The sequence below is a fragment of the Roseospirillum parvum genome (assembly GCF_900100455.1).
GTDB classification, from domain to species: Bacteria; Pseudomonadota; Alphaproteobacteria; order Rhodospirillales; family Rhodospirillaceae; genus Roseospirillum; species Roseospirillum parvum.
In genome coordinates, this window is the sequence record NZ_FNCV01000004.1 from 240,882 (window position 1) to 265,039 (window position 24,158).

Annotated in this window: 16 protein-coding genes; 6 read left to right on the top strand and 10 right to left on the bottom strand. The window is 72.3% G+C overall.

Annotated elements, in window-relative coordinates; genetic code table 11:
• Positions 1-7: 7 nt before the first annotated feature.
• From BLR95_RS08035 to tsaD, 5 genes are all read right to left on the bottom strand, one after another.
• The gene (locus BLR95_RS08035) at positions 8-1,396 is read right to left on the bottom strand and encodes a GGDEF domain-containing protein (protein WP_092618062.1); all 1,389 of its coding nucleotides are present in this window, start codon (positions 1,394-1,396) and stop codon (positions 8-10) included.
• Positions 1,393-3,396 carry a gamma-glutamyltransferase gene (gene ggt, locus BLR95_RS08040; RefSeq protein WP_176787717.1) on the bottom strand — a complete coding sequence of 668 codons (2,004 nt, stop codon included), beginning with the start codon at positions 3,394-3,396 and terminating at the stop codon, positions 1,393-1,395. The genes BLR95_RS08035 and ggt overlap by 4 nt, the downstream gene beginning before the upstream one ends.
• Positions 3,397-3,482: 86 nt before the next feature.
• Positions 3,483-4,247 carry an SDR family NAD(P)-dependent oxidoreductase gene (locus BLR95_RS08045; protein WP_092618068.1) on the bottom strand — a complete coding sequence of 255 codons (765 nt, stop codon included), beginning with the start codon at positions 4,245-4,247 and terminating at the stop codon, positions 3,483-3,485.
• Positions 4,248-4,465: 218 nt separating this feature from the next.
• Positions 4,466-5,440, bottom strand: coding sequence for a DMT family transporter (locus tag BLR95_RS08050; RefSeq protein ID WP_092618071.1), 975 nt, complete (start codon positions 5,438-5,440; stop codon positions 4,466-4,468).
• Positions 5,437-6,567: a tRNA (adenosine(37)-N6)-threonylcarbamoyltransferase complex transferase subunit TsaD gene (tsaD, locus tag BLR95_RS08055; protein ID WP_092618080.1), complete on the bottom strand. Its 1,131-nt coding sequence runs from the start codon at positions 6,565-6,567 to the stop codon at positions 5,437-5,439. The genes BLR95_RS08050 and tsaD overlap by 4 nt, the downstream gene beginning before the upstream one ends.
• Before the next feature lie 561 nt (positions 6,568-7,128).
• Between tsaD and hemC the strand changes: the two genes are divergently transcribed.
• The 6 genes from hemC (at position 7,129) to BLR95_RS08085 (ending at position 16,270) form a co-directional block, all read left to right on the top strand.
• Positions 7,129-8,067 (top strand): hydroxymethylbilane synthase, encoded by a 939-nt coding sequence (hemC, locus tag BLR95_RS08060; RefSeq protein WP_092618084.1) that lies wholly within the window; start codon positions 7,129-7,131, stop codon positions 8,065-8,067.
• 4 nt (positions 8,068-8,071) lie between these two features.
• The gene (locus BLR95_RS08065) at positions 8,072-10,429 is read left to right on the top strand and encodes a uroporphyrinogen-III synthase (protein ID WP_176787718.1); all 2,358 of its coding nucleotides are present in this window, start codon (positions 8,072-8,074) and stop codon (positions 10,427-10,429) included.
• A 4-nt stretch (positions 10,430-10,433) separates the two neighbouring features.
• Positions 10,434-11,912: a heme biosynthesis protein HemY gene (locus BLR95_RS08070; protein WP_092618091.1), complete on the top strand. Its 1,479-nt coding sequence runs from the start codon at positions 10,434-10,436 to the stop codon at positions 11,910-11,912.
• A gap of 349 nt (positions 11,913-12,261) precedes the next feature.
• Positions 12,262-13,794 (top strand): DegQ family serine endoprotease, encoded by a 1,533-nt coding sequence (locus BLR95_RS08075; RefSeq protein WP_092618094.1) that lies wholly within the window; start codon positions 12,262-12,264, stop codon positions 13,792-13,794.
• Positions 13,795-13,818: 24 nt separating this feature from the next.
• Entirely contained in the window at positions 13,819-14,283 is a 465-nt protein-coding gene (locus tag BLR95_RS08080; RefSeq protein WP_092618099.1) for a DNA polymerase III subunit chi, read from the top strand.
• A 277-nt stretch (positions 14,284-14,560) separates the two neighbouring features.
• On the top strand, positions 14,561-16,270 hold the full coding sequence (locus tag BLR95_RS08085; protein ID WP_092618102.1) for a hypothetical protein: 1,710 nt from the start codon (positions 14,561-14,563) through the stop codon (positions 16,268-16,270).
• Positions 16,271-16,418: 148 nt separating this feature from the next.
• On the opposite strand, the gene BLR95_RS08090 is transcribed toward BLR95_RS08085, so the two are convergent.
• The 5 genes from BLR95_RS08090 to dnaA all read right to left on the bottom strand — a co-directional run bounded on the left by BLR95_RS08090 (position 16,419) and on the right by dnaA (position 23,692).
• On the bottom strand, positions 16,419-16,907 hold the full coding sequence (locus BLR95_RS08090; RefSeq protein ID WP_092618105.1) for a methyltransferase family protein: 489 nt from the start codon (positions 16,905-16,907) through the stop codon (positions 16,419-16,421).
• Positions 16,908-16,932: 25 nt separating this feature from the next.
• Complete coding sequence (gene gyrB / locus BLR95_RS08095) at positions 16,933-19,413, bottom strand: DNA topoisomerase (ATP-hydrolyzing) subunit B (protein WP_092618122.1); 2,481 nt, start codon at positions 19,411-19,413, stop codon at positions 16,933-16,935.
• A gap of 58 nt (positions 19,414-19,471) precedes the next feature.
• Positions 19,472-20,674: a DNA replication/repair protein RecF gene (gene recF / locus BLR95_RS08100; protein ID WP_245689363.1), complete on the bottom strand. Its 1,203-nt coding sequence runs from the start codon at positions 20,672-20,674 to the stop codon at positions 19,472-19,474.
• 62 nt (positions 20,675-20,736) lie between these two features.
• Entirely contained in the window at positions 20,737-21,855 is a 1,119-nt protein-coding gene (dnaN, locus tag BLR95_RS08105) for a DNA polymerase III subunit beta (protein WP_092618125.1), read from the bottom strand.
• A gap of 337 nt (positions 21,856-22,192) precedes the next feature.
• Positions 22,193-23,692 (bottom strand): chromosomal replication initiator protein DnaA, encoded by a 1,500-nt coding sequence (gene dnaA, locus BLR95_RS08110; protein WP_092618128.1) that lies wholly within the window; start codon positions 23,690-23,692, stop codon positions 22,193-22,195.
• Between the last annotated feature and the right edge of the window lie 466 nt (positions 23,693-24,158).

The window sequence follows — 24,158 nt, forward strand, 5'->3', positions numbered from 1 at the left end:
GGGGGCCTCAGGCCTCGTCGCGCGGGCGGACCAGCATGACCCGGTTGCGCCCCGCCTCCTTGGCCTTGTAGAGCGCCTTGTCGGCCCTCTGGATGACCTCGAGGGGGTCGCTCTTGGCCTCGCCCCCGGCGGCGCCCAGGCTGATCGTCACCTTGACCCGGGTGGTCTGGTGGCCCGACGGCGGGGTTTCCGGCGGCTCGGGCGGGCGGTCGGGACCACGGATCACGAAGCCGCTGCTCTCGACCAGGGTGCGCACCGATTCCAGGTGCGGCCCGGCCTCGCGCGGGGCGCGCCCGGGAAACAGCAGGGTGAACTCCTCGCCGCCGTAGCGGTAGGCCTTGCCGCCGCCGCCGACCCGGGCCAGACAGGCGGCGACCATGCGCAGCACCTGATCGCCCACATCGTGCCCGTGGGTGTCGTTGAAGGCCTTGAAGTGGTCCACGTCGGCCATGGCGATGGTGTAGCTGCCGGACAGCTTGCCAAGGTCGGTCATCAGGGCGCGGCGCGACGGGATGCCGGTCAACTCGTCGTGGAAAGCCATGCGATAGGACTCCTGGACGGTGGCCGCGACCATGGCCAGGGCGGCCGAGGCCAGGCCCACCGCGGCGGCCGGCGGGTGGGCCAGATGGTGCAGGCCGAGCGCCGCCCCGAGCAGGGCGCCGAGCAGGGCGCCATCGGTCATCCTGCGGCTGATCACGGCGCGGGTCAGCAGGGCGACGGCGGCCCCGGCGAAGGCCAGCAGGGCGGGTTGGGGCAGCCACGTCCAGGCGTCGAGGCGGGGGTCGAACAGGCGCACCCGGAGCGCCGCCCCCAGGTGCCCGGCCAGGGCGTCGGCGGCGGCGGCGTCGAGCAGCCCGAACAGGCCGCTGGCGAAAAAGCCGATCACCAGCACCTGGGCGGCGCCGACGGCGAGCACGATCAGGCCGGGTCGGGTCAGCACGCCGCGCTCGTCGAGCCAGGCCAGGGCGGTCAGGTTGAGCGGCAGCAGCAGGGCCAGGGCGGCGAAGGTGAACTGGCCATGGCGCCCCGGTGGGCCGCCGCTGTCGGGCACCAGAGCGAGGCACACCCAACTGGCCAGCCCCAGCGCCAGCAGGGCGAAGACCAGCCGGCTGCGGTGGAACTGGGCGCACAGCGGCACGCCGAGCAGGACCAGGGCGTAAGGGCTGATGCCGAGCAGCACCGAGACGGTGACCGGCAGCGGCCCGGCGCTCAATCCACCGTCGGGCAACAGGCCCCGGGCCAGGGCGGCGGCCAGACCAACCAGCAGCAACGGCAGGCCGAGGCTGAACAGCAGCCGCCCGGGGGCCGGGCCGGGGGCCGTTGCCGCCGGTGCCTTGGCGGTCGGCGCGGCCGGCGCGGCGGTGTTGGCGCCGGCGGTCTTGGGAGCGGCGGTCACCGGGGGCTGTCCTCCCGCTCGATGGGCGGCAGGACCACGCCCTCGCGGCGCGGGTCGGCGGCGCCGTGCCAGCCGGTTTCGTCGCGCAGCAGGATGTTGAGGCCGCTGGTCATCTCGACCCGTTCGACCCGGTGGCCGATGGCTTCCAGCGGGCGGCGCAGGCGCTCGTCCTCGATCTCGGCCAGATCGCGGTTGCGCCCGGCGACATGGGGCAGGGCAACGGCGGCCTGGGCATCGAGCCGCCAGTCGATCAGGCCGACCAGGGTCTGCGCCACGTAGGCGATGATGCGGCTGCCCCCCGGCGAGCCAAGGACCATCATCGGCTGACGGTCGGGCCCCAGCACGATGGTCGGCGCCATCGAGCTGCGCGGCCGCTTGCCGCCGGCCACCGCGTTGGCCAGCGGCCGGCCGGCGGCGTCGGTGGGGCGGAAGCTGAAGTCGGTCAACTGGTTGTTGAGCAGGAAGCCGCGGGTCATCAGGCGCGAGCCGAAGGCGGTCTCGACGCTGGCCGTCATCGAAACCACGTTGCCGGCCTGATCGACGATCGACAGATGGCTGGTCGAGGGCAATTCGCGGTCGAGCCCGGCGCCGCGCGGTGGCAGGGCGGCCAGCTCGCCGGGCGCGGCGCGGCCCAGGCTGCGGTTGAGGCGGATGCGCGCCGCCCGGGTTTCCAGGTAGCCCGAATCGAGCAGGGTCTCGACCGGCACCTCGACGAATTCCGGGTCGCCCAGGTAGCGGTTGCGGTCGGCGAAGGCGAGGTGCCCGGCCTCGACCAGCAGATGCGCCGCCAGCACCGAATCGGGGCGCATGGCGGGCACGTCGAAGTGGCTCAGGATGCCCAGCATCTGGAGCGTCGCCACGCCGCCCGAGGTAGGCGGCGGCATGGTGCAGACCATCACCGTGCGGTAGCCCCGGCACAGGGGATCGCGCCGCTTGGGCTTGTAGGTGGCCAGATCGACCAGCGACAGGTCGCCCGGGCGCGCCGCCTCGGCCACCGTGGCGACCATGCTGGTGGCGATCTCGCCTTCATAGAACGCCTTGGCGCCGTGGCGGGCGATCAGCCGGAAGGTGGTCGCCAGATCGCGGTTGGTCAGCACGCTGCCGGCCGGGTGGGGGATCAGGGTGCCGTCGGCGCCGCGCTGGAAGAAATAGCGCCGGGCCCGGGGCTGGCTGGCCAGATGGCGGTCGCCGGCGATCATCGCGGCCAGCCGGGGCGAGACTTCGAAGCCGTTTTCGGCCAGATGGATGGCCGGGGCGAACAGGTCGGCCCAGGGCAGCCGGCCGGACTCGCGGTGCAGCGCCTCCAGCATGGCGAGCTGCCCGGGCACGCCGACCGACAGGCCGCCGACCATGGCTTCCGGGAAGGGCAGGGGGTCGCCGTCGGGGCCCAGGAAGCGCTTCGGGGTGGCGGCGGCGGGGGCGGTCTCGCGGCCGTCCCAGGCGCTCAGCGACTGGCTGGCGGCGTCCCAGTGGAGCAGGAAGGCGCCGCCGCCCAGGCCCGAGGACTGGGGCTCGACCAGGGTCAGCACCATGGCCGCGGCGATGGTGGCGTCGACCGCCGAGCCCCCGGCGGCGAGCATTTCCAGCGCCGCCTCGGCGGCCCGGCGGTCGGCCACGGCGACCCGGGGGCCGGCGCTCTCGGTGGGCGGTTCGACGGCGGGCGCCGGCTGGTCGCTGCCGGCGGGCTCGGCGGGCTCGGGGTCCGGTGGAGTCTCGGTGGGGGCGGCGGTGGTTTCGGCCGCCGGCTGGTCGGCCCCGTCGCGCTCGGCTTCCGGTGGTGCCTCGGGAGCCTCTCCGGTTTCCCCGGTTTCCTGGCTTTCCTGGGGTGTTTTCGTCGCTTCGGCCGCCTCGGCCTGGCGGGCCTGCTCGGTGGCCAGGGTGACCCCCAGCACCTCGACCTTGTCCAGCCGGCAGCCCAGCGGCCCGGCCAGCAGCACCAGCAGGAGGACCAGCAGCGGCGCGGCGCGGCGGGCCGGAAGGAGGGGGGCGTCAGGGGTCATGGTCGGGCCGATGGGTCGGGGCGGGGCGGGGCGCCACACCATAGCAGAGCGGGGCTCCCGGCGGGAGCCCCGCGGCCGGCGCCGGATCAGCGCGGCTCCAGGCGGATGCCGCCGTCAAGCCGGATGACCTCGCCGTTGAGCATCGGGTTGCCGACGATGGCGGCGACCAGATCGGCGTACTCCTCGGCGTTGCCCAGGCGCTTGGGGAAGATGGTCTTGGCCAGCAGGCCGTCCATCACCTCCTGCGGCAGGGCGCCGAACATCGGGGTGTGGAAGATGCCCGGGGCGATGCACATGACGCGCACCCCCATGCCGCACAGCTCGCGGGTCGCCGGCAGGGTCAGCGCCGCCACGCCGCCCTTCGAGGCGGCATAGGCGCACTGGCCGAACTGGCCCTCGAAGGCGGCGACCGAGGTGGTGTTGATGACCACCCCCACCTCGCCGGCGTCGTTCATCGGCTCCAGGCCCTTCATGTCCCAGGCCGCCTGGCTCATCACGTTGAAGGTGCCCGACAGGTTGATGGCCACGACGCGGTTGAAGGCGGCCAGATCCATCGGCCCGTTCTTGCCCACCACGCGGCCGCCGTGCACCACCCCGGCGCAGTTGACGACGATGCGCGCCGGGCCGTGGGCCTCCTTGCCGGCGTCCAGGGCGGCGCGCACCGAATCGGGGTCGGTGACGTCACAGGGGGCGGCGAGGCCACCGATCTCCCCGGCCACCTCGGCCAGCTTGTCCGCGTTCATGTCGAGCACCGTCACCTTGGCGCCGTCCTTGGCCAGCCGCCGGGCGGTCGCCTGGCCCAGGCCCGAGGCGCCGCCGGTGACCACCGCCGCCACATCCTTCACATCCATACCGATAGCCTCCCTTGGGATTGGTTTCAAAAACCTGGATTGGTTTCAAGAACTGGGATTGGTTCGGGAACAGTCGGCGCGGCGGTGATCGAACATCGGCCCCCGGGCGCGTTCCCGGTCCTCAAGGACGGCCCTCAAAGGAGACCATCGGCGGGCGAAAATCAAGATGTATGCAAAATCCTTTGGTGGTCGGCCCGGCTGGGAATCGCCCCCCCCCTTCAAGGCGTTGGTGGTGGCGCCGGGGGTGACGCCGGCGGCCGGGCGTGGCGCTTCAGGCGGGCCTCGCGCAGGGCGATGTACAGGGTGGCGCCGATGATGACGGCGGTGCCGAGCAGCATGTTGGCGCTCGGCGTCTCGTCGAAGAAGAGCAGGCCAAGAACGGTGACGAACAGGATCTGGGTGTAGTCGAAGGGGGCGACGGCGGTCGCCTCGCCGCTCTGCATGGCCCGGATGACGGCGTACTGGCCCAGGCTGCCAAGCCCGCCGACCAGCCCCAGCAGCGGCCACTGGGCGGGGCTCGGCCAGGCCCAGACCAGGGCCGCCGGGCCGGCCGAGACAATCACCGCCGGCACCGCGAACAGGGTCAGGATGACCAGCGGCGCCTGGCTGTCGCTCAGGCGCTTGATGCAGGCCATCGCCCCGGCGACCAGGGCCGCCGAGGCCAGCGCGGCGAGCGCCGCCGGGTCGGTGTCGCCGCTCGGGTCGAGCACGATCAGCACGCCGACGAAGCCGACCACCGTCGCCGTGGCGCGTCGCCAGCGCACCACCTCGCCCAGGAAGACGGCGGCCAGCAGGATCAGGAACAGGGTGCGGGCGTAGGACAGGGAAATGGCCAGGGCCAGCTCGGTGGCGGTGATGGCGTGGAAGAACAGCAGCATGGCGCCACTGCCCAGCACCGCGCGCAGGCCGTGCAGCCGCCACTGGCCGATGCGCAGGCGGTGGCCGGCCACCTGGGGGACCAGGAAGGGCAGCAGCACGGCCAGCCCGAACAGGGCGCGGAAGAAGGCGATCTCGAAGCCGTGCAGCGCCGGGCCGCCGCCGCCCTGGCCCAGATGCTTGATCAGGGCCGCCATCACCGCGAAGGCCAGGGTGGCGCCGACCATCCACAGGGCGCCCTTGAGGTTGCTCGGCAGGCTGGCCCAGCGGTCGAGCCAGCGGTGGGTCAGGCGGTGGGTCAGGGGCGGCCGGCTCATGCCTTGGTCCCGGCCTCGCCGGCCGGCGGGGCTGGAGGGCGAGTCCCGCCGGCCGGCGGGGCATGTGGATCGAGCGGCCAGCGCGGCCGGGGGGCGACGTCCAGCGGATCGATCAGGCCCTGGCGCAGGCGTTCGATGCCGGCCCAGGCGACCATCACCGCGTTGTCGGTGCACAGCCGGGGGGGCGGGGCGACCAGCGCCAGGCCATGGGCCTCGGCGCGGGCCAGCAGGGCGGCGCGCAGGGCGCTGTTGGCCGCCACCCCGCCGGCGACCACCAGATGCCGGCCCTCGGGATGGCTTGCCGTGAAGGCCTGAAGGCCGTGCTCCAGGCGGTCGCCCAGCGAGTCGATCAGGGCGGCCTGGAAGCCGGCCGCCAGATCGGCCAGATCGGCCTCGGCGAAGGGGCCGGGGGGCAGGCTTTCCGCCGCCTGACGGACCGCCGTCTTGAGGCCGGAGAAGGAGAAGTCGCAGCCCGGCCGGCCCTTCAGCGGGCGCGGAAAGGCGAAGCGGCCGGCATTGCCCCGGGCCGCCCAGCGCTCCACCGCCGGGCCGCCGGGGTAGCCCAGGCCGAGCATCTTGGCCACCTTGTCGAAGGCCTCGCCGGCGGCGTCGTCGATGGTGGTGCCGAGTCGGCGGAAGCGGTCCACCGCCTCGACCACCAGGATCTGGCAGTGGCCGCCGGAAACCAGCAGCAGAAGGTAGGGAAAGGGCACCGTGTCGGTCAGCCGGGCGGTCAGCGCGTGGGCGGCCAGATGGTTGACCGCCAGCAGCGGCTTGCCGTGGGCCAGGGCCACCGCCTTGGCGGTCATCAGGCCGACCATGACGCCGCCGATCAGCCCCGGGCCGGCGGTGGCGGCAACGCCGTCCAGTTCGCCGTAGGTCGCGCCGGCCTGGGTCATCACCCGGGTCATCAGGCGGTCGACGTGCTCGAGGTGGCTGCGCGCCGCGATCTCCGGGACGACTCCGCCGAACGGGGCGTGCTCGTCGAGCTGCGACAGCACCGCCTCGGCGCGCACCGTGCCGGTTCCGTCGACCACCGCGCAGGCGGTTTCGTCGCAACTGGTCTCGATGCCCAGGACCAGCGGCCAGGCGGGGGCGTCTCGGGGGGCGGGAGCGGGGGCGCACATGATCCCGGACATACACCACGCCGGGCGGCTTGGCGAGCCGCCGATGGGCACCACGCCGCGCGGCTTGGCGAGCCGCCGATGGGCCGCCGGGCCCAGGGGCGGGACGGGCGTCGTCCGGCCGTTTGGCCGCATTTCCCTTTTCAATCGGCGCCTCAGCGCTTACAACGGGGGCGGCCCATGGGAACGGTCGAGGCGGCATCGGGGGAGCGTCCGCCCGCCGGACCGGGCCAACCCGGGTCTTGCCGACCCCCGCTGTCGGCGAGGCCCGTGTGGGAGTCTGTTTTCCAAGCCGCTTCACGAGGCTGGCCGGGGAAGCGGGTTGCCTGATCGTCAACGTGCCGACCAACGTGCTGACATCGCTGAAAATCAACGTGTCCGGAACTCCGCCCTGGGGGGGCCCCGCCACCGACTGACACCCAACCGACTGCCGGGACTCTCGCCCGCCGGGCGGACTCCCGTGAACCCGACCCGTCCACGGCGGCCCGATCGCGCCGGTTCATCCGGCCCGGACGCGCGCCGTTCGTGCCCGTCCCCGTCATTCGAAGAGTCGACCGTCCCTCCATGACCCTGAAGATCGGAACCCGCGGCAGTCCCCTCGCCCTCGCCCAGACCCATCAGGTGCGCGACCTTCTGGTTGCCCGCGACCCCGCCCTGGCCGAACCCGGCGCCACCTCGGTCGAGGTCATCAAGACCACCGGCGACGCGGTGCTCGACCGCCCGCTTTCCGAGATCGGCGGCAAGGGTCTGTTCACCAAGGAAATCGACGAGGCCCAGCTGGGCGGCACGGTGGATCTGGCCGTGCACTCCATGAAGGACGTGCAGACGGTGCTGCCCGAGGGCATCGTGCTGGCCGCCATCCTGCCCCGCGAGGACCCGCGCGACGCCTTCATCAGCCTGAAGTACAAGAGTTTCGCCGAGATGCCGGCCGGCGCCAAGGTGGGCACCGCCAGCCTCAGGCGCGGCGCCCTGGTGCGCGCCGCCCGGCCCGATCTCGAGGTGGTGATGTTCCGTGGCAACGTGCAGACCCGTCTGACCAAGCTGAAGGACGGCGTGGCCGACGCCACCATGCTGGCCATGGCCGGCCTCAACCGCCTGGACATGGCCCAGGTGGCCACCGCCCCGCTGTCGCTCGAGGAAATGCTGCCGGCCGTCGCCCAGGGCGCGGTGGGCGTCACCTGCCGGGCCGACGACGCCGAGACCCAGGCCCGGGTGGCCGCCCTCAACTGCCTCGACACCGCCGACTGCGTGGCCTGCGAGCGCGCCTTCCTGGAAGTGCTCGACGGCTCGTGCCGTACCCCCATCGCCGGCTACGCCCGGCTTTCCGGCGACCGCCGGGAGATTGTCTTCAACGGCCTGGTGGCCCTGCCCGATGGATCGGAGGCGCACCGCTGCACTTGGCGGGCGCCGCGTCATCGGGCCCGCGCCCTGGGCAAGCTTGCCGGCGAGGAGCTCCGGGCCCGCGCCGGCGAGGACTTCTACGCCCGGATGCTGGCAGGGTGAGCCCATGGTTCCCGACGAGCGGCCCCGTGTCCTGATCACCCGTCCGGCCGACGACGCCGCGCGCACCGCCGAGGTGGTGCGCGCGGTCGGCGCCGAGCCGCTCATCGAGCCCCTGCTCAGTATCCGGACCCGCCCCCCCGAAGAGGCCGAGGTGGATCTGGCCGGGGTGCAGGCGATCCTGATCACCAGCGCCAACGGGGCCCGCGCCCTGGCCGAGCGGCGCCCGGAACGGGCCCTGCCGGTCTACGCGGTGGGCGAGGGCTCGGCCAAGGTGTGCCGCGACCTGGGCTATCAGACGGTGCACAGCGCCGCCGGCGACGTCGAGTCGCTGGCCCAGTTGGTGGCCGCCGCCCTGTCGCCGCAGCGCGGGCCGCTGTTCCATGCCGCCGGCTCCAGCCTGGCCGGCGACCTCAAGGGGGCGCTGGAGAAGGTCGGCTTCGAGGTGCGCCGGGTGACGCTTTACGACTCGGTGACGGCCGGCGGGTTCACCCCGGGCATCGCCAACACCCTGCGCCAGGGCGGCATCGACGCGGTGCTGTTGTACTCGCCGCGCTCGGCGAGGACTTTCGCCGATCTGGTGAAAAGCGATAAACTCCTACCGGCGATGGGGTCTCTCGCGGCGGTCGCCTTGTCCCCGGCGGTGGCGGCGGAGTTGAAGGACCTCGGTCTGGCCCGGGTGGCGGTGGCCGAGGAGCCCTCCGAGGAGGCCCTGATCGCCGCCCTCAAGGGCCTGGGGAACGGGCGGACCCCCGCGGGGGCGCTGGGAGCAAGCCCGACCCCCTCGGGGTTGATGGGAGCAAACAAGGAGAGCATGGGTATGATCGAGACTCCCGCAGCCAGCGGCGGGCGTGAGGGCACCTCCGGGCAGGGCGGCGACGCCTCCCCGGCCAAGCCGGCCGGCCAACCCTGGGTCTCGACCAGCAGCAATGGCAATGGCAACGGCAGTTGGACCGCCCAGGTTAACGGGAACGGTAACGGCACCGGCAATGGCGGAAACGGCGCCGGAGGCAACGGGGCGGCCAAGGCCGCCGCCGACGCGCCGGGCGCGCCCGCCGGGACCCCGCCGCCGGCTGGCGGTGCCACCGGTGGGGCCGAGTCCCGGGCCGACAAGCCGGGTCAGGCCACGCCCGCTGGCAAGCCACCGAAACCGCCCAAGCCGCCGAAACCCCCGAAGCCGCCCAAGCCGCCCAAGCAACGCGGCGGGGGCCGGGGCCTGTTCTGGCTGCTTCTGTTGATCGTGCTCGGCGCCGGCTATCTGGCCCTGCCGTGGTGGCAGGGGGCGCTGCCCGACAGTTGGCAGCAAACCGCCGACGGTCTGCCCCAGCCGGCTCGCCCGCTGGCCGAACTGCCGGGCAAGGTGGCCTGGCTGGAGGACAGCCTGGTCGAGGCCGAGGCCCAGATCGCCACCCTCACCGCCCAGGCCGAGGCGACCGCCGTGCTGGCCGGCGAGGTGGAGGAAATGCAGGCGGTGGTGGCCGAACTGGTCGCCGACAAGCCGGAGATCAACGCCGCCCAACTGGCCGCCGCGCTGAGCCGCCTGCGCCAGCTTGAGCGCGAGCTGGCCGGCATGGTCGGCCTCGACCCGGCCGAGGTGCTGAAGATCGCCGAGCAGAACCGCAACATGTTCGACCGCATCGCCGAGGTGCATGACCGCCTGGGCGAGTTGCGCGGCTGGATGGAGGACCTCAGGGCCAACCGGGTCAAGCCGGCCGACTTCCTGACCCTGTCCGAGCGCATGGCCGAGCTGGAACACACCACCCGTCAGGTGGTGGCCCGCAAGGACACCGCGCTGGCCCTGCTGCTGGCCGTCGGCCAACTGCGCGAGACGCTGGATCGCGGCGCTCCGTTCGATGCCCAGCTGCGCACCGTGGTCGCTCTGGGCGAGGACGCGCCGAGCCTGATCGCCGCCGCCGAGGGCTTCGCCGGACGGGCCGCCGTCGGGGTGCCGACCCGGGTCGCCCTGCGCCAGGAATTCGCCGCCCTGGCCGGCTCGCTGGTGCGCGCCGCCGCCCTGCCCGGCGAGGCCCCCGACTGGGTGCAGAAAACCATGGAGCGGGCGCTCGAGGTGGTCACCGTGCGCCAGATCGAGGATGGCGCCGAGGTCGGCCGCGAATCGGTGGCGGCCATCGTCGCCCGCACCGAGGCCCTGCTCGAGGTGGGCGATCTGGCCGGCGCCGTGGCCGAGGTGGAAAGCCTTGAAGGCCCACCCGCCGACCGCGCCGCCGACTGGCTGGCCGCCGCCCAGGCCCGGGTTGCCGCCGACCAGGGGATCGCCGACATGACCGCCGAGGCGCTGGCCCGCATTGCCGCCCTGAAGACCGTCGCGGCAGCCAGCGCCACCACCCCGGACCACGGGAACTGATGCCATGATGCGGGTGATCGCCTACATCCTCGGCCTCGGGCTGTTCATCGCCGGCGCCGTCTGGCTGGCCAACCGCCCGGGGGCGGTCACCGTCGACTGGCTCGGCTGGCGGGTCGAGACCACGGTCCCGGTGATCATCTTCCTGGGTGCCTTGATGACCGCCGTCTTCTGGCTGCTCGGCCGCTTCCTGCAAGGTGTCGCCGGGCTGCCCGCCGGCTTCGGCCAGTGGCGCCGCCGGCGCCGCCTGACGCGCGGCCTGAAGGCGCTGGTCGACGGCTTCAGCGCGGTCGCCGCCGGCGACGGCCCGCGGGCCCAGAAGGCGGCCGGCAAGGCGGCCGGGCTGCTCGAGAACAAGCCGGCCACCCGGCTGCTCCGGGCCCACGCCGACGCCCTGATGGGGCGGCCGGACTCCTTCAAGGGCCTGCCCGCCGATCCGGCCAGCCAGTTGCTTGGCCTGCGCACCCTGTTCGATCAGGCGACGGCGCGCGGCGACCTGACCGCGGCCCGCCAGCATGCCCTGAAGGCCTTCCGGCAGCACCCCCAGGCGGCCTGGGCGGCGCGCGCCACGCTGGCCCTCGAGGTGCGCAACGGCGCCTGGCGCGAGGCCCTCGGCATCCTGCGCGAGGGGCGCTCGACCGGCGTCTTCCCGTCCAAGGGGGTGCCGCGCCTGCGCGCCGCCCTGCTCACCGAGATGGCGCACGGCGCCGAGGTCCCTGGCGACGGGGTGCGACTGGCCCGCGAGGCGGTCGGCATCGATGGCCGCTTCGTGCCCGCCGTCGAGGTGTTGGTGCGCAACCTGATCCGCCAGAACAAGCGCCGCCGCGCCACCAGCGTGGTCGAGACGGCGTGGCGCACGGCGCCGCATCCGCGTCTGGCCACCCTGTGGGCCAATCTGGCCGAGGGCGAGCCGGCGGCCCGCCGCGTGGCCCGCTTCGAGCGGCTGGCGGCGGCCAACCCCAGCCACCCGGAAAGCCGCGTCGCCCTGGCCCAGGCGGCGGCCGAGGCCGGCCAGTGGGACAAGGCGCGCGCCACGCTGGGGCCGCTGGCCCAGACCGAGACTCCCGACCCCCGGGTGGCCCGCCTGATGGCCCGCCTGGAGGAAAAGGCCGGGCATCTGGACGAGGCCGTGAAGTGGCTCGACCGGGCGGCCAGCGCCATCGAACGGGCTCCCGACCTGGATCGCGCCGCCGCCGATGGGGCCGGCATCGTCTGGGGCCGCGAACCCTTCCCGCGCTGTCCGACCACCGGCGCCTACGTGGAAATGGCCTGGGAAACGCCGCCCGCCGAGGCGCCGCGCCCCACCCCCGGCCGGCCCCAGCCGCCGACCCCTCCCCAGAGTGGTGGGGCTGGTTCCGCCAAGGGGCGGCGCGGCAAGGGCACGCCGCCGCCGGCCCGCAAGGCCGACGAGGCCCGGCCCGAGGCGACCGAGACGCCGGCCGGCCCGGCGAACGGCGATCCCCAGGCCAAGGTAAGCGCCGCCTGAGCGGCGGCGCCCCTGCCCCGCCCAAAGGGGGGCGCGTCACGAGGCCCGCGCCTCGGGCCCGGCGCGCGGGATCAACCGCCGGGGCCCAGGGGAACGGCGGATGCCACCGGCTTACCGATTGTTCATGCCGCGCCCGCTTGCGCCGCCACCGGCAGCGCACCTAAATCCCCACCCAGTTTGATTGCTCCGCCCACCGCCGGGCGGCGCCACACGGGTGCCGCCCCACCGCGTTGCGGCGCCACAAGGCTGCCGCATTGACCGGGCATCAAGGGAGGCGGCGATTGCCCGCCCACCCGGTCGGCCCTGGCGCCGGCGGGAGCAGCCCCTTGGTTCCACCGGAGGTAAACCCGTGACCACGCCTGTCGTCCCTGTCCGTCGTCCGGCGGCCCGTGCCGCCATTGCCGGCCGCCCGTCCGGAAACTTCGCCCCGCTGGCCCTGACCGCCCTGCTCGCCACCCTGTTGTGGGCCCTGGCCTGGGCCGGCCCGGCCCAGGCCAAGCCGGTCCCCGAAGGGTTCGCCGATCTGGCCGAGAAGCTGCTGCCGTCGGTGGTCAACATCTCCACCACGCAGACCGTGGAAACCGGCCAGGGCCCGCAGATGCCCCAGTTCCCGCCCGGCTCGCCGCTGGAGGACCTGTTCCGCGACTTCTTCGAGCGCCATCATCCGCCGCGCGGGCAACGCAACGTCACCTCGCTGGGCTCGGGCTTCATCATCGATGCGAGCGGTCTGGTGGTGACCAACAACCACGTCATCGATGGGGCCGACGAGATCAGCGTCATCCTCAACGACGACACCGTGCTGAAGGCCGAACTGGTGGGCAGCGACGCCGATACCGACGTCGCCCTGCTGCGCCTCGACACCGATCGCAAGCTGCCGGCCTTGAAGTGGGGCGATTCCGACGCCGCCCGGGTCGGTGACTGGGTGATCGCCATCGGCAACCCGTTCGGGCTGGGCGGCACCGTCACCTCGGGCATCATCTCGGCCAAGACGCGCGACATCAATGCCGGCCGCTACGACAACTTCATCCAGACCGACGCCGCCATCAACCGGGGCAACTCGGGCGGCCCGCTGTTCAACATGAAGGGCCAGGTGATCGGCATCAACACGGCCATTTTCTCACCCTCCGGGGGCAGTGTTGGCATTGGTTTCGCCACCCCGTCCAATCTGGCCCAGGGGGTGCTGGACGACCTGCAGGAATACGGCCGCACCCGTCGGGGCTGGCTCGGTGTGCGCATCCAGACGGTGACCCCCGAGTTCGCCGAAAGCCTGGGCCTGGACAAGCCGCGCGGTGCCCTGGTCGCCAGCCTGACCGAGGACAGCCCGGCGGCGAGCGCCGGCATCCGCCCGGGCGACGTGATCCTGGCCTTCAACGGTCAGCCGGTGCCCGAGATGCGCCGCCTGCCGCGCATCGTCGCCGAGACCGAGATCGGTCAGAAGGTGAAGGCCGTGGTGTGGCGTGACGGCCGCGAGCAGACGGTCGAGGTGGTGGTCGCCGAGCTGGACGAGGAACAGCAGGCCAGCGCCGATCCCGGCGACTCCGGCCCGGCCCCCCAGGCCGATGTCAGCGGTGATCGCGTGGCCGAGTTGGGCCTGACCGTGCAGCCGCCGAGCCGCGCCCTCAGCGAGCAGTTCGGTCTGGACGAGGGCATCGAGGGGCTGGTGGTGACCGACGTCGATCCCGACAGCGGCGCCCTGGCCAAGGGCATTCGCCCCGGCGCCGTGCTGGCCGAGGTCAACCAGGAGCGTCTGCGCACGGTCGACGATCTGAGGCGCGAGGTCGAGCAGGCGGCCAAGGCCGGCCGCAAGACGGTGCTCGCCCTGGTCCTGGAAAGCGGCGGCGAGGCCCGTTTCGCCGCCCTGCCCATCGCCCCGGCCGAGTAGCCGGCGGCGGCGGAGCCCCGCGCCATGCGGGTCGACTTCTATCACCTCACCCGGTGGGGCCTGGACCGGGCCCTGCCCCCGCTGCTGATGAAGGTGCTCGACGGCGGCCAGCGGGCGGTGGTGCGCGCCGGCTCGCGCGAGCGGGTGGAGGATCTGGCGGCCCATCTGTGGTCCTTCGACCCGGCCGCCTGGCTGCCCCACGGCACCGCCCGCGACGGCAGCCCGGCCGAACAGCCGGTGTGGCTGACCGAGCGCGACGAGAACCCCAACCGGGCCACGGTGCTGGTGCTGGTCGATGGCACCGGCGCCGAGTCGCTGGCCGATTGGGGGCGCTGCCTCGACCTGTTCGACGGCGGCGACGCCGACGCGGTTGCCGCCGCCCGCGAGCGCTGGGTATCAGCCCGCGAACAAGGTCACGCCCTATACTACTGGCAGCAGAGCGACTCCGGCGGCTGGGTCGAAAAGGCCCGCCACGCGCCGACCGCCTGATGATCCCCCTTGATGGTCTTGTCATCGTCTCGCTAAAGTCGCCTGATGACATAAGGACCGAACGAAGCCCATAACCGCGCCCCCGCCAAGCTTCGGCCTTGGATGGTTTCGGGGTGCGGGCCCAGGTCAACTGGAAGGCTGTCGGCGCGGTCCCAGCGCGGGCTGTCGCGCCAGTCCCGGGGAGCCACGCAAGCGGCCGCCGGTGTGGTGGCCGCCTGATGGTCGAGGGGTTCGGGTCCGCGCCTTGGCGGGGCCGGCGCAGCGGGAAAGCCGGGCGGTGGCGAGCTTCGAGGTTCAGGTCAAGTCCGACAAGCGCTGGATCCTCGAAGGCGTGTGCGAGGACGAGCAGGAAGCCCTGAGGGTGGCCGCCAGCCTGCTCGCCGCCCGCCGCTTCGCCGCCGTCAAGGTGATCAAGGAAACCAAGGGGCCCAGCGGCCGATCCACCGAGAAGGTGATCTTCGAGGAACGCTGCCCGCCCCGGCCGGAAAAACAGCTCACCATCAGCCCCCTGGCCGAGGCCCCGGAGCCCTGCCGCACGGCCGGCGATCTGGCCCGACCGCCGGCCCGGGCCATCCTCAACCGGCTGCTTCGGCGCTATCTGGATGCCGCCGGCCTGCTGCCCGGCGAGTTGATCTTCAGCTACCATGCCCTCAAGCGCTTCATGGACCACGAGGCGGCGCTCTACCCCTCGGCGGTGGATCGCGTCGCCACCCTGCAGGCGCCGCTGCTCGAGGTCGAGGTGAAGGCGCGGCGCGACGAGCTGTTCCGTCTGGTCGAGGAGGCCGGCTTCAAGGCCCGCGACGCCGAGCGCGAAAAGCTGATGCGCAAGGCCACCCTGGACAATCCGGCCAAGCTGATCGCCGCCGCCGACCGGCTGTCCATGCCGGGCGAGCTGCGCGACCTTTATGTGCAGACCGCCATCGCCCGCGACCTGATGGGCCGGCGCGGCTGGCTGGGCAAGCTGGAGGCGCTGGTGGGGGCGCTCGAGGTCGAACTGGCCGACCACGACCGCTGTCTGATCGACGCCTTCGTGGCCGATGCCCTGGGCGTGCCCGAACTGATCCAGGACCTGCTCGGCCCGCGACCCAACCTGGCCATGGCCATGCATGCCCTGCTCGACCTGATGCAGGGCCGCCCCGACCCCAGGATGCGCGGCGACAGCGAACTGGGCGAGGCGCTGCGCCGGCGCCTGTCGAGTGGCGAATTGCCGCTCGCCCAGGCCGCCATCCTGGAGCGCGTGGTGCGCGAGGTGGGCGGCGAACAGCCGCTGGCCCGCAACGATCCGAGCCGCGAGGAAGACAGCTTCGCCGACCTGGTGGTGCGACTGACCGAGGGCGGGCGCTTCCTCGGCGGGCCGCCCATGGCCGAGGCGCTGACCCAGCGCTGCGCCCTGCGCTACCGCGAGGGTGGGCTGGTCGGCTGGACCGCCGCCCTGCGCTCGCTGGCCCTGCAACTGCGCGATCCGCTGTTGCGCATGGACTACCTGCTGATCCTGGCCGAGGGGCCGCGCGGCGCCCAGGCGCGGGGGGAAATCCACGCCACCCTGAGCGATTTGATCCTGGCCTGCCAGACGGTGGCCGACTTCCTGCCCCGCCCGATGCCGGTGCTGGAGGTGCTGGAACGTCTGAGCAACCTGCAACGCTGCCTGGAGGCCTCGTCGCTGGGCGACGAGCTGACCCGTCCCCTGGTCGAGCACATCGATGGCCTGCTGACCGATTTCCTGGGCCGCAAGGGGATCATGGAGGGGCTGGACGACCCCACGCGGCCACTCCACGAGCGGGCCGGCATGCTGGTGTCGTTCTGCGCCGAGGGTCCGCTGCTGGAGGGGCGCGCCCTGGCCCTGGCCCGCCAACGGGTGGTCGAGTTGCTGCGCCAGCCGGACTTCGTCGAGGCCTTCACCGCCAACTTCGAGTCCCCGGCGGCCAAGCAGGAAGCCCTGGTCAGCTTCTACAAGACCCTGACCGCCGCCGGGCTGAAGGCCGGCTAGAGCAGATCGTGTGAAATGTGAATCGCGGAGCGCTTCAGATTTCGCACGATCTGCTCTCGATTTCAGGTGTAGAGCCGATCTGAGCGAAAAATCGGGAACCACCAAGTGGTTCCGATTTTTCGCTCTCGGCTCTAAGCCGGGGGCGGCCTTACAGCCAGCGCCGCACCTTGCGGCAATAGGCGAGATAGGGCTCGCCGAGGGCGGCGCGCAGGCGCTTTTCCTCCTCCGGGATGTACCACCACTGGCAGGCGGCGACGAAGCCGGCCCAGGCCAGCCAGGGGGTGGCCGACCCCAGCATCAGCCCCCAGCCGGCCAGGGCGATGGCCAGCCCCAGGTACATGGGGTTGCGGGTCAGGCGGTAGGGGCCGTTCTCGACCAGACAATGGGGGTCCTTGAAGGGGTGCAGGTTGGCGCGTGCCGTCTCGAAGGTCCGCCGCCCCAGCCCGGCCAGCCCCATCCCCGCCGCCCCGACCAGCAGCCCGAGCCGCCACGGCGCCTCCCCGAAGGCGGCCAGCGGCGCCCCAAGGTGCAGCGCCGCCATCAGCCCCGCCGCCAGGGCAAAGGCCACCGGCGGGATCAGCCAAATGGTCAACTGGCTGGTCAACCGGGTGGTCAACTGGGTGGTCGGCCGGGTCATCGGGCCCCCTCCCCGGGGGCGTGGCTCAGATATCCAGGTTGGCCACCTTGAGGGCGTTGTCCTGGATGAAGGCGCGGCGCGGCTCGACCAGATCGCCCATCAGGGTGGTGAACACGTCCTGGGCCTCGTCGGCCTGGCTGATGCGCACCTGAAGCAGGGTGCGGGCCTCGGGGTCGAGGGTGGTTTCCCACAACTGGTCGGGGTTCATCTCGCCCAGGCCCTTGTAGCGCTGCACCGAGATGCCCTTGCGGCCGTTGTCCATCACCGCCTCGACCAGCATCATCGGGCCGTACACCGGCGCCTGACGATCCTTGAAGGCGAGGCTGGCCGGCTCGGCGTAGGTGGCGGCCAGGGTCTTCGCCATGGCGTTGAGGCTGCGCGCCTCGGCCGAATGCAGGGCGGCGGCATCGACGGTGTGGGTCTCGCGCACGCCGCGCAGGGTGCGTTCGAACAGCAGGCCGCCGTCGGCCAGGGCGTGGCCCTGCCAGCCCTGCTCCTCGATCGGATAGAGGGCGTCGAGTCGGCCCGCCACTGCCTGGGCCACCGTCGTGGCGGTCGTGCGGTCGGCCAGGGTCTCGGGGTCGAAGGCACCGGCCACCGCCATCTGCTCGACCAGGAAGGCGGGCACCCGCCGGCTGACCTGAAGGATGCGTCCGCGCGCCGCCTGGGCCGCCTCGATGCGGGCCAGCAGGTCGGGGCCGGCCAGGGTCTGGCCGTCGGCCAGGGTCAGCACGGCGTCGGTCAGGCCGTTGTCGAGCAGGTAGGTCTCCATCGCCCGGTCGTCCTTCAGGTAGACCTCCGAGCTGCCGCGCTTGGCCCGGTAGAGCGGCGGCTGGGCGATGTACAGGTAGCCCTTCTCGATCACCTCCGGCATCTGGCGGAAGAAGAAGGTGAGCAGCAGGGTGCGGATGTGGCTGCCGTCCACATCGGCGTCGGTCATGATGATGATCTTGTGGTAGCGGATCTTGGCGATGTCGAACTCCTCGGGCCCGATGCCGGTGCCCAGGGCGGCGATCAGGGTGCCGATCTCGGCCGAGGAGAGCATCTTGTCGCGCCGCGCCCGCTCGACGTTGAGGATCTTGCCGCGCAGGGGAAGGATGGCCTGCATCTTGCGGTCGCGCCCCTGCTTGGCCGAGCCGCCGGCCGAATCGCCCTCGACGATGAACAGCTCGCGCAGGGCCGGGTCGCGGTTCTGGCAGTCGGCCAGCTTGCCGGGCAGGGTGGTGATATCGAGCCCCCCCTTCTCGCGCGACAGGTCGCGGGCCTTGCGCGCCGCCTCGCGGGCCACCGCGGCGCTGATGATCTTGCCGACGATGTCCTTGGCTTCCTTGGGGTGCTCCTCGAACCACTGGCCGAGGCGGTCGCCGACCACCTGCTCGACCACCGGGCGGACCTCGCTGGAGACCAGCTTGTCCTTGGTCTGGCTGGAGAACTTGGGGTCCGGCACCTTGACCGACAGGACGCAGGTCAGCCCTTCGCGCATGTCCTCGCCGAGGAACGTCACCTTCTCGCGCCGGGCCAGGCCGGAGCCCTGGATGTAGGCGTTCACGGTGCGGGTCAGGGCGCCGCGCAGGCCGGCCAGATGGGTGCCGCCGTCGCGCTGTGGGATGTTGTTGGTGAAGCACAGGGTGTTTTCGTGGAAGGCGTCGGTCCACTCCAGGGCCACTTCCACGGTGATCCCGTCGCGCCCGCCCTCGATCACCACCGGCGGGCTGTGCAGGGCGGTCTTGGCGCGGTCCAGATAGTGCACGAAGGCCTGGATGCCGCCCTCGTAGTGCAAATCGATGGCCTGGCGTTCGGGGTGGCGGTTGTCCTCCAGGCGGATGGCCACCCCGGAATTGAGGAAGGCCAGCTCGCGCAGGCGGTGTTCCAGGGTGGGGAAGTCGAACTCGGTCATGGTGAAGGTCTTGTCCGACACCGTGAAGCTGATCTCGGTGCCGGTCAGCGGCCGGCCGGTGACCTCGTCGGTGGGGGCCGGGCCGGCCTCGGCCAGCGGGCCGTCGGGTTCGCCGTGGGCGTAGCCCTGGCGGTATTCGATGCCGTCGCGCCAGATGGTCAGCTCGAGCCGCGCCGACAGGGCGTTGACCACCGACACCCCGACCCCGTGCAGGCCGCCCGAGACCTTGTAGCTGTTCTGGTTGAATTTCCCCCCGGCGTGGAGCTGGGTCATGATGACCTGGGCGGCGGAGACCCCTTCCTCCGGGTGGATGTCGACCGGGATGCCGCGCCCGTTGTCGCGCACGGTGACGCTGCCGTCACTGTTCAGGCAGACCAGGATGCGGTCGCAGTGGCCGGCCAGGGCCTCGTCGATGGCGTTGTCCACCACCTCGTAGACCATGTGGTGCAGGCCCGAGCCGTCGTCGGTGTCGCCGATGTACATGCCGGGGCGGATGCGCACCGCCTCCAGCCCCTTGAGGACGCGGATGGCGGACGAATCGTAGATCCCGTTCCCGGCCTCCGGGGCGGCGGTTCCGGCATCGGTTTCGGGGCGGTCATGGGCGGTCATGGACGGATTCCGTGGGATCGGGAAGGGGGAAAGCGAAGGAAACGAAGGAAACGCGGTGTCAGGTCAGCGGGTGGGCGGTGCCCTGGCCGACCGACAGCACCTGGGCCCGGTCGGCCAGGCCGTCGAACAGCCCGGGGTCGGTGCCGCTCAGCCAGGGCTGGCCGCCGAGGTCGGCCAACTCGTCGAACAGGGCGCGGCGCCGCCCGGGGTCGAGGTGGGCCACCACCTCGTCGAGCAGGAGCAGCGGCGGCCGGCCGTTGAGCCGCCTCAGCAGCCGCGCCTGGGCCAGCACGATGGCGATCAGCAGGGCCTTCTGCTCGCCGGTGGAACACAGCCGGGCCGGCTGGCCGGTGGCCGCGTCGTGGACCACCAGATCGCTGCGCTGCGGGCCGTCGCCGGGGCTGTCCGGGTCGCGGTGGGCCGCCAGATGCTCGCGCAAGGCGTCCTCGGCGGCCAGCGCCGGCATGGTGTCCAGCCAGCCCTCGACCAGCCCGGCCAGGGCCAGCCGGGGAGCCGGGAAGGGGCCGTCGGCGCGCTCGGCCAGCACCCCGGCCAGCCGCCCCACGGTGGCCCGCCGGGTGGCGGCGACGGCCACCCCGTGGCGGGCCATGGCATCTTCCAGGCCGTCCAGCCAGGCGGGGTCGGCGGGGCCGTCGCGCAGCAGCCGCAGGCGCCGCCGGTGGGCCTGTTCGAAGGCGGCCAGACTGGCCGCGTGGTCGGGCCGGGCGCCCAGGGCCAGACGGTCGACGAAGCGCCGCCGGTCGGCCGGGGCCTCGGCCAGCAGGCGGTCCATGGCCGGGGTCAGCCAGAGCAGGGCGAGGTGGTTGGCCAGGGCGGCCGGGCCGCGCGCCGTCAGGCCATCGAGGCGCACCTGCCGGCGGCTGTCGGGCGGGGTCAGGCCGGTGCCCAGGTCGAGCGGGCCGTCCGGCCCGGCCAGCCGCGCCGCCACCGCCCAGCCGGTGCCCGGCGGGCTGTTTGCCGGCACCATCTCCTCCAGCCGGGCGCCGCGCAGGCCGCGCCCCGGGCCGAGCAGGGACAGGGCCTCCAGCAGGTTGGTCTTGCCGGCCCCGTTGGCGCCCACCAGGACCACCGGGCGGGCCGCGTCGAGGGGCAGGATGAGGGCCGCGTAGTTGCGGAAGGTGGTCAGCCCGAGGCGGGCCACGCCGCCCTCGGCACAACCGGACGCCGCCGCGCCGGCGGGGGCCGGGCGGCCGGCGACGGGGCTGCCGGGAGCGATCTCGGGCGCGGCGAACGTGACCACGGGCCTCCTTCAAGCCGGGGCGGGGAGAAACAACGGAAAGGGCGGGCGGTGGGCCGTCGGGCTCAGACCCGCATCGGCATCAGGACATAGACCGCGGTCTGGTCGGCGACGTCCTGGACCACCGTCGGCGAGGCGTTGTCGGCGATGGCGAAGCGCGCCGCGTCGCCGTCCACCTGCTGCAGGATGTCCAGCAGGTAGCGCGAGTTGAAGCCGATCTCCAGCGGCGGGCCCTCGTAGCCGGCCTCGATCTCCTCGACCGCGCTGCCCGCCTCGGGGCTGGAGGCGGACAGGGTCAGGCTGCCCTTTTCCAGGCTCACCTTGATGGCCCGCGATTTCTCGCTGCTGATCGCCGAGACCCGGTCGACCGCCTGATGCAGAAGCTTGCAGTCGGCCTCGAGCAGTTTGTCGTTGTCGGTCGGGATGACCCGCTCATAGTCGGGGAAGGTGCCGTCGATCAGCTTGCTGGTCAGGGTGGCGGAGCCGAAGGCGAAGCGGATGCGGCTTTCCGACAGCGACACGGTGATGTCGTCGTCGGCCTCGTCGATCAGCTTGCGCAGCTCGGCCACCGCCTTCCTCGGCACGATCACCGAGGGCATCCCGGCCGCCCCCTCGGGCAGCGGCATTTCCACCCGGGCCAGCCGGTGGCCGTCGGTGGCCACGGCGCGCAGCACCGCCACCCCGCCGTTGTCGGCCGCGTGCAGGAAGATGCCGTTCAGGTAGTAGCGGGTTTCCTCGGTCGAGATGGCGAAGCGGGTGCGGTCGATCAGGCTGCGCAGCTCGCCGGCGGCGAGGCTGAAGGTGTGGCCGTACGCGCCGCTGCTCATGGCCGGGAACTCGCCGGCCGGCAGGGCGGCCAGGGCGAAGCGCGAGCGCCCCGAACGCAGGGTGAGCTGACCGTCCTCGGGCTCGAACGACAGTTCCACCTGGGCCCCGTCGGGCAGCTTGCGGACGATGTCGTAAAGGGTGTGGGCGGGGGCCGTGGTCGCCCCTTCGCCAACCACCTCGGCGGGGGCCGTCTCGACGATCTCCAGGTCCATGTCGGTGGCGTTCAGCGACAGCCCCTCGGGGCCCGCCGTCAGCAGCACGTTGGACAGGATGGCCAGGGTGTTGCGGCGTTCGACCACACTCTGGACATGACCCAGGGACTTGAGCAGCGCGGTGCGTTCGATGGTCAGCTTCATGGCCGTGAGGGAGTCCGCTAACAAAAGGGCGAGGGACGAAACGGGCGGCCTGCAAGGCCGCCGCGAAAAGGGCTGGAAAGTATAGCAGATGAGCCCCCCGACCCAAGGAAAATCCCCCGCCGCGTGCCGGCGGCGTGATCGACGGCACCAAAGGGGCGCCGCCCCTTTGAACCCCGCTGGGGAGGCCGGGAGGCCTCCCCAGACCCCACCCTGAATCAAAACCCCACCGAGGGGGCTTGCCCCCCTCGGTGGGGTTTTAAGTCACGGCGGGGGTCCGGGGGGGCCCCTGGTCCCCCCGGCGGGGGTCAAGGGGGCAGCGCCCCCTTGGCGCGGCCGCTCACGTCTCCAGCATGCGGCGCAGCAGGTCGACGTCCTCGGCGAAGTTGGGGTCGGTCTGGATCAGGTTCTCGATGGTCTTCACGGCGTGCATCACCGTGGTGTGGTCGCGGCCGCCGAACTTGCGGCCGATCTCCGGCAGCGAGCGGCTGGTCAGCTGCTTGGCCAGGTACATGGCCACCTGACGGGGCCGGGCGATGGCCCGGGCGCGCCGCGCCGAGGACATGTCGGCCACCTTGATCTGGTGATACTCGGCGACCTTCTTCTGGATTTCCTCGATGGTCACCCGGCGGTCGTAGGCGCGCAGCAGGTCGCCCAGCACGTCCTGCGCGGTTTCCAGGTTGAGCGGCCGGCCGATCAACTGGGCATGGGCCCACAGGCGGGTCAGCGCGCCTTCCAGCTCCCGGCCGTTGGTGTTCATCTTGTGGGCCAGGAACTCCATCACCTTGGGCGGCACGCGGGCCCCCAACTGGTCGGCCTTGGACTGCAGAATGCCCAAACGCAGCTCGTAGGTGGTGGGGTGGATGTCGGCCACCAGCCCGCTGGCCAGACGCGAGCGCAGCCGCTCGCCGATGTCCTCGAGCTGGTTGGGCGACTTGTCGGCGGAGATGATGATCTGCCGCCCCTGGTCGACCAGGGCGTTGAAGGTGTGGAAGAATTCCTCCTGGGTCGAGTCCTTGCCGCTGATGAACTGGACGTCGTCGATCATCAGCACGTCGACCGAGCGGAACTGCTCCTTGAAGTTGATGGTGTCCTTGTAGCGCAGCGCCCGCACGAAGCTGTACATGAACTTCTCGGCCGACAGATAGGCCACCCGGCGCTCCGGGAAGCGCTCGCGGATGCGCCAGGCGACGGCGTGCATCAGGTGCGTCTTGCCCAGGCCGACACCGCCATAGAGGAACAGCGGGTTGAACGAGACGACCCCCGAATCGGCCACCCGCAGGGCGGCGGCGTGGGCGAACTCGTTGGGCTTGCCGACCACGAAATTGTCGAAGGTGTAGGTCACGTCGAGGCCGGCCGACAGGTCGTCCTCGGCCGGCAGCGGGGCCGCCGGCTGGGCCGGCGTCGCCCTGGCCAGGGCGGCCGCCGGCGGAGCGGCGGTGGCGCCGTTGCGGTGTGTCGGGGGAGCCGGCGGCGCGTCGCCGCTGGTCACGTCAAAGCCGATGCTGCGCAGCGAGGGCACCTCGCCCTGCCACAGGGTGCGCAGCCGCTCGCCGTAGTGGGTGGCGACCCAGTCGCGCATGAAGCGGGTGGGCACGGCCAGACGCACCTCGTCGGCCTCCAGGCGGTTGAGGCGCAGCGGGTTGAGCCAGGTGGCAAAGACGGCGTCGCCCACTTCCTGGCGCAGGCGGGCGCGAACCCGCTCCCAATTCGGCTGTCCGGCGGCGGACGGTTGGGCGGCGCTGTCCAGCGGGGCGAGGGACGCGGCCTCGCCGCGCGCCCCCGGGGCGTCGTCGGCCCTGTGGATGGCTCTGCCCGTGCTCTCGCCAGCCTCTGCCATGATCTCCTGATCCGTTGTCATTGCAGCCAAAAAGTGTGGTCGATGTGCCGTGCCCGGCCCCAGGGGCACGGTGCGGCGGTGGCCGGGTGGGGCCGGATCACGCCATGGCGCGCCGGCCGGTATCGGCGATCTTTGGGAGGGGGCGGGAGGGTGCGCTCCCGGCGCCCGGAAGACAAGTGTATACCGGCCGGGTGGGCGGTCGGCAAGATCAAATGATCGGCTTCGGAAAGTGCTGGTGCGACAGTTGCCAATATAACACAAATTTTATTTGCCGCCGCAAAGTAAAGCGCTCCACCAATATATGGCGGAGATGAGCCTTTCCCTGCGGGATTGGATGGCAATCACAAAATGACGGGGGTCGAGACGCCTCCCAACGCCATCGACGCCTCGAAGGCTAGCCAACGGGTCGGCGCCTTGTCCACGAGAACAAAGACGGGGCAGCGAAAAAATTTCGCCGTCCGTCCCC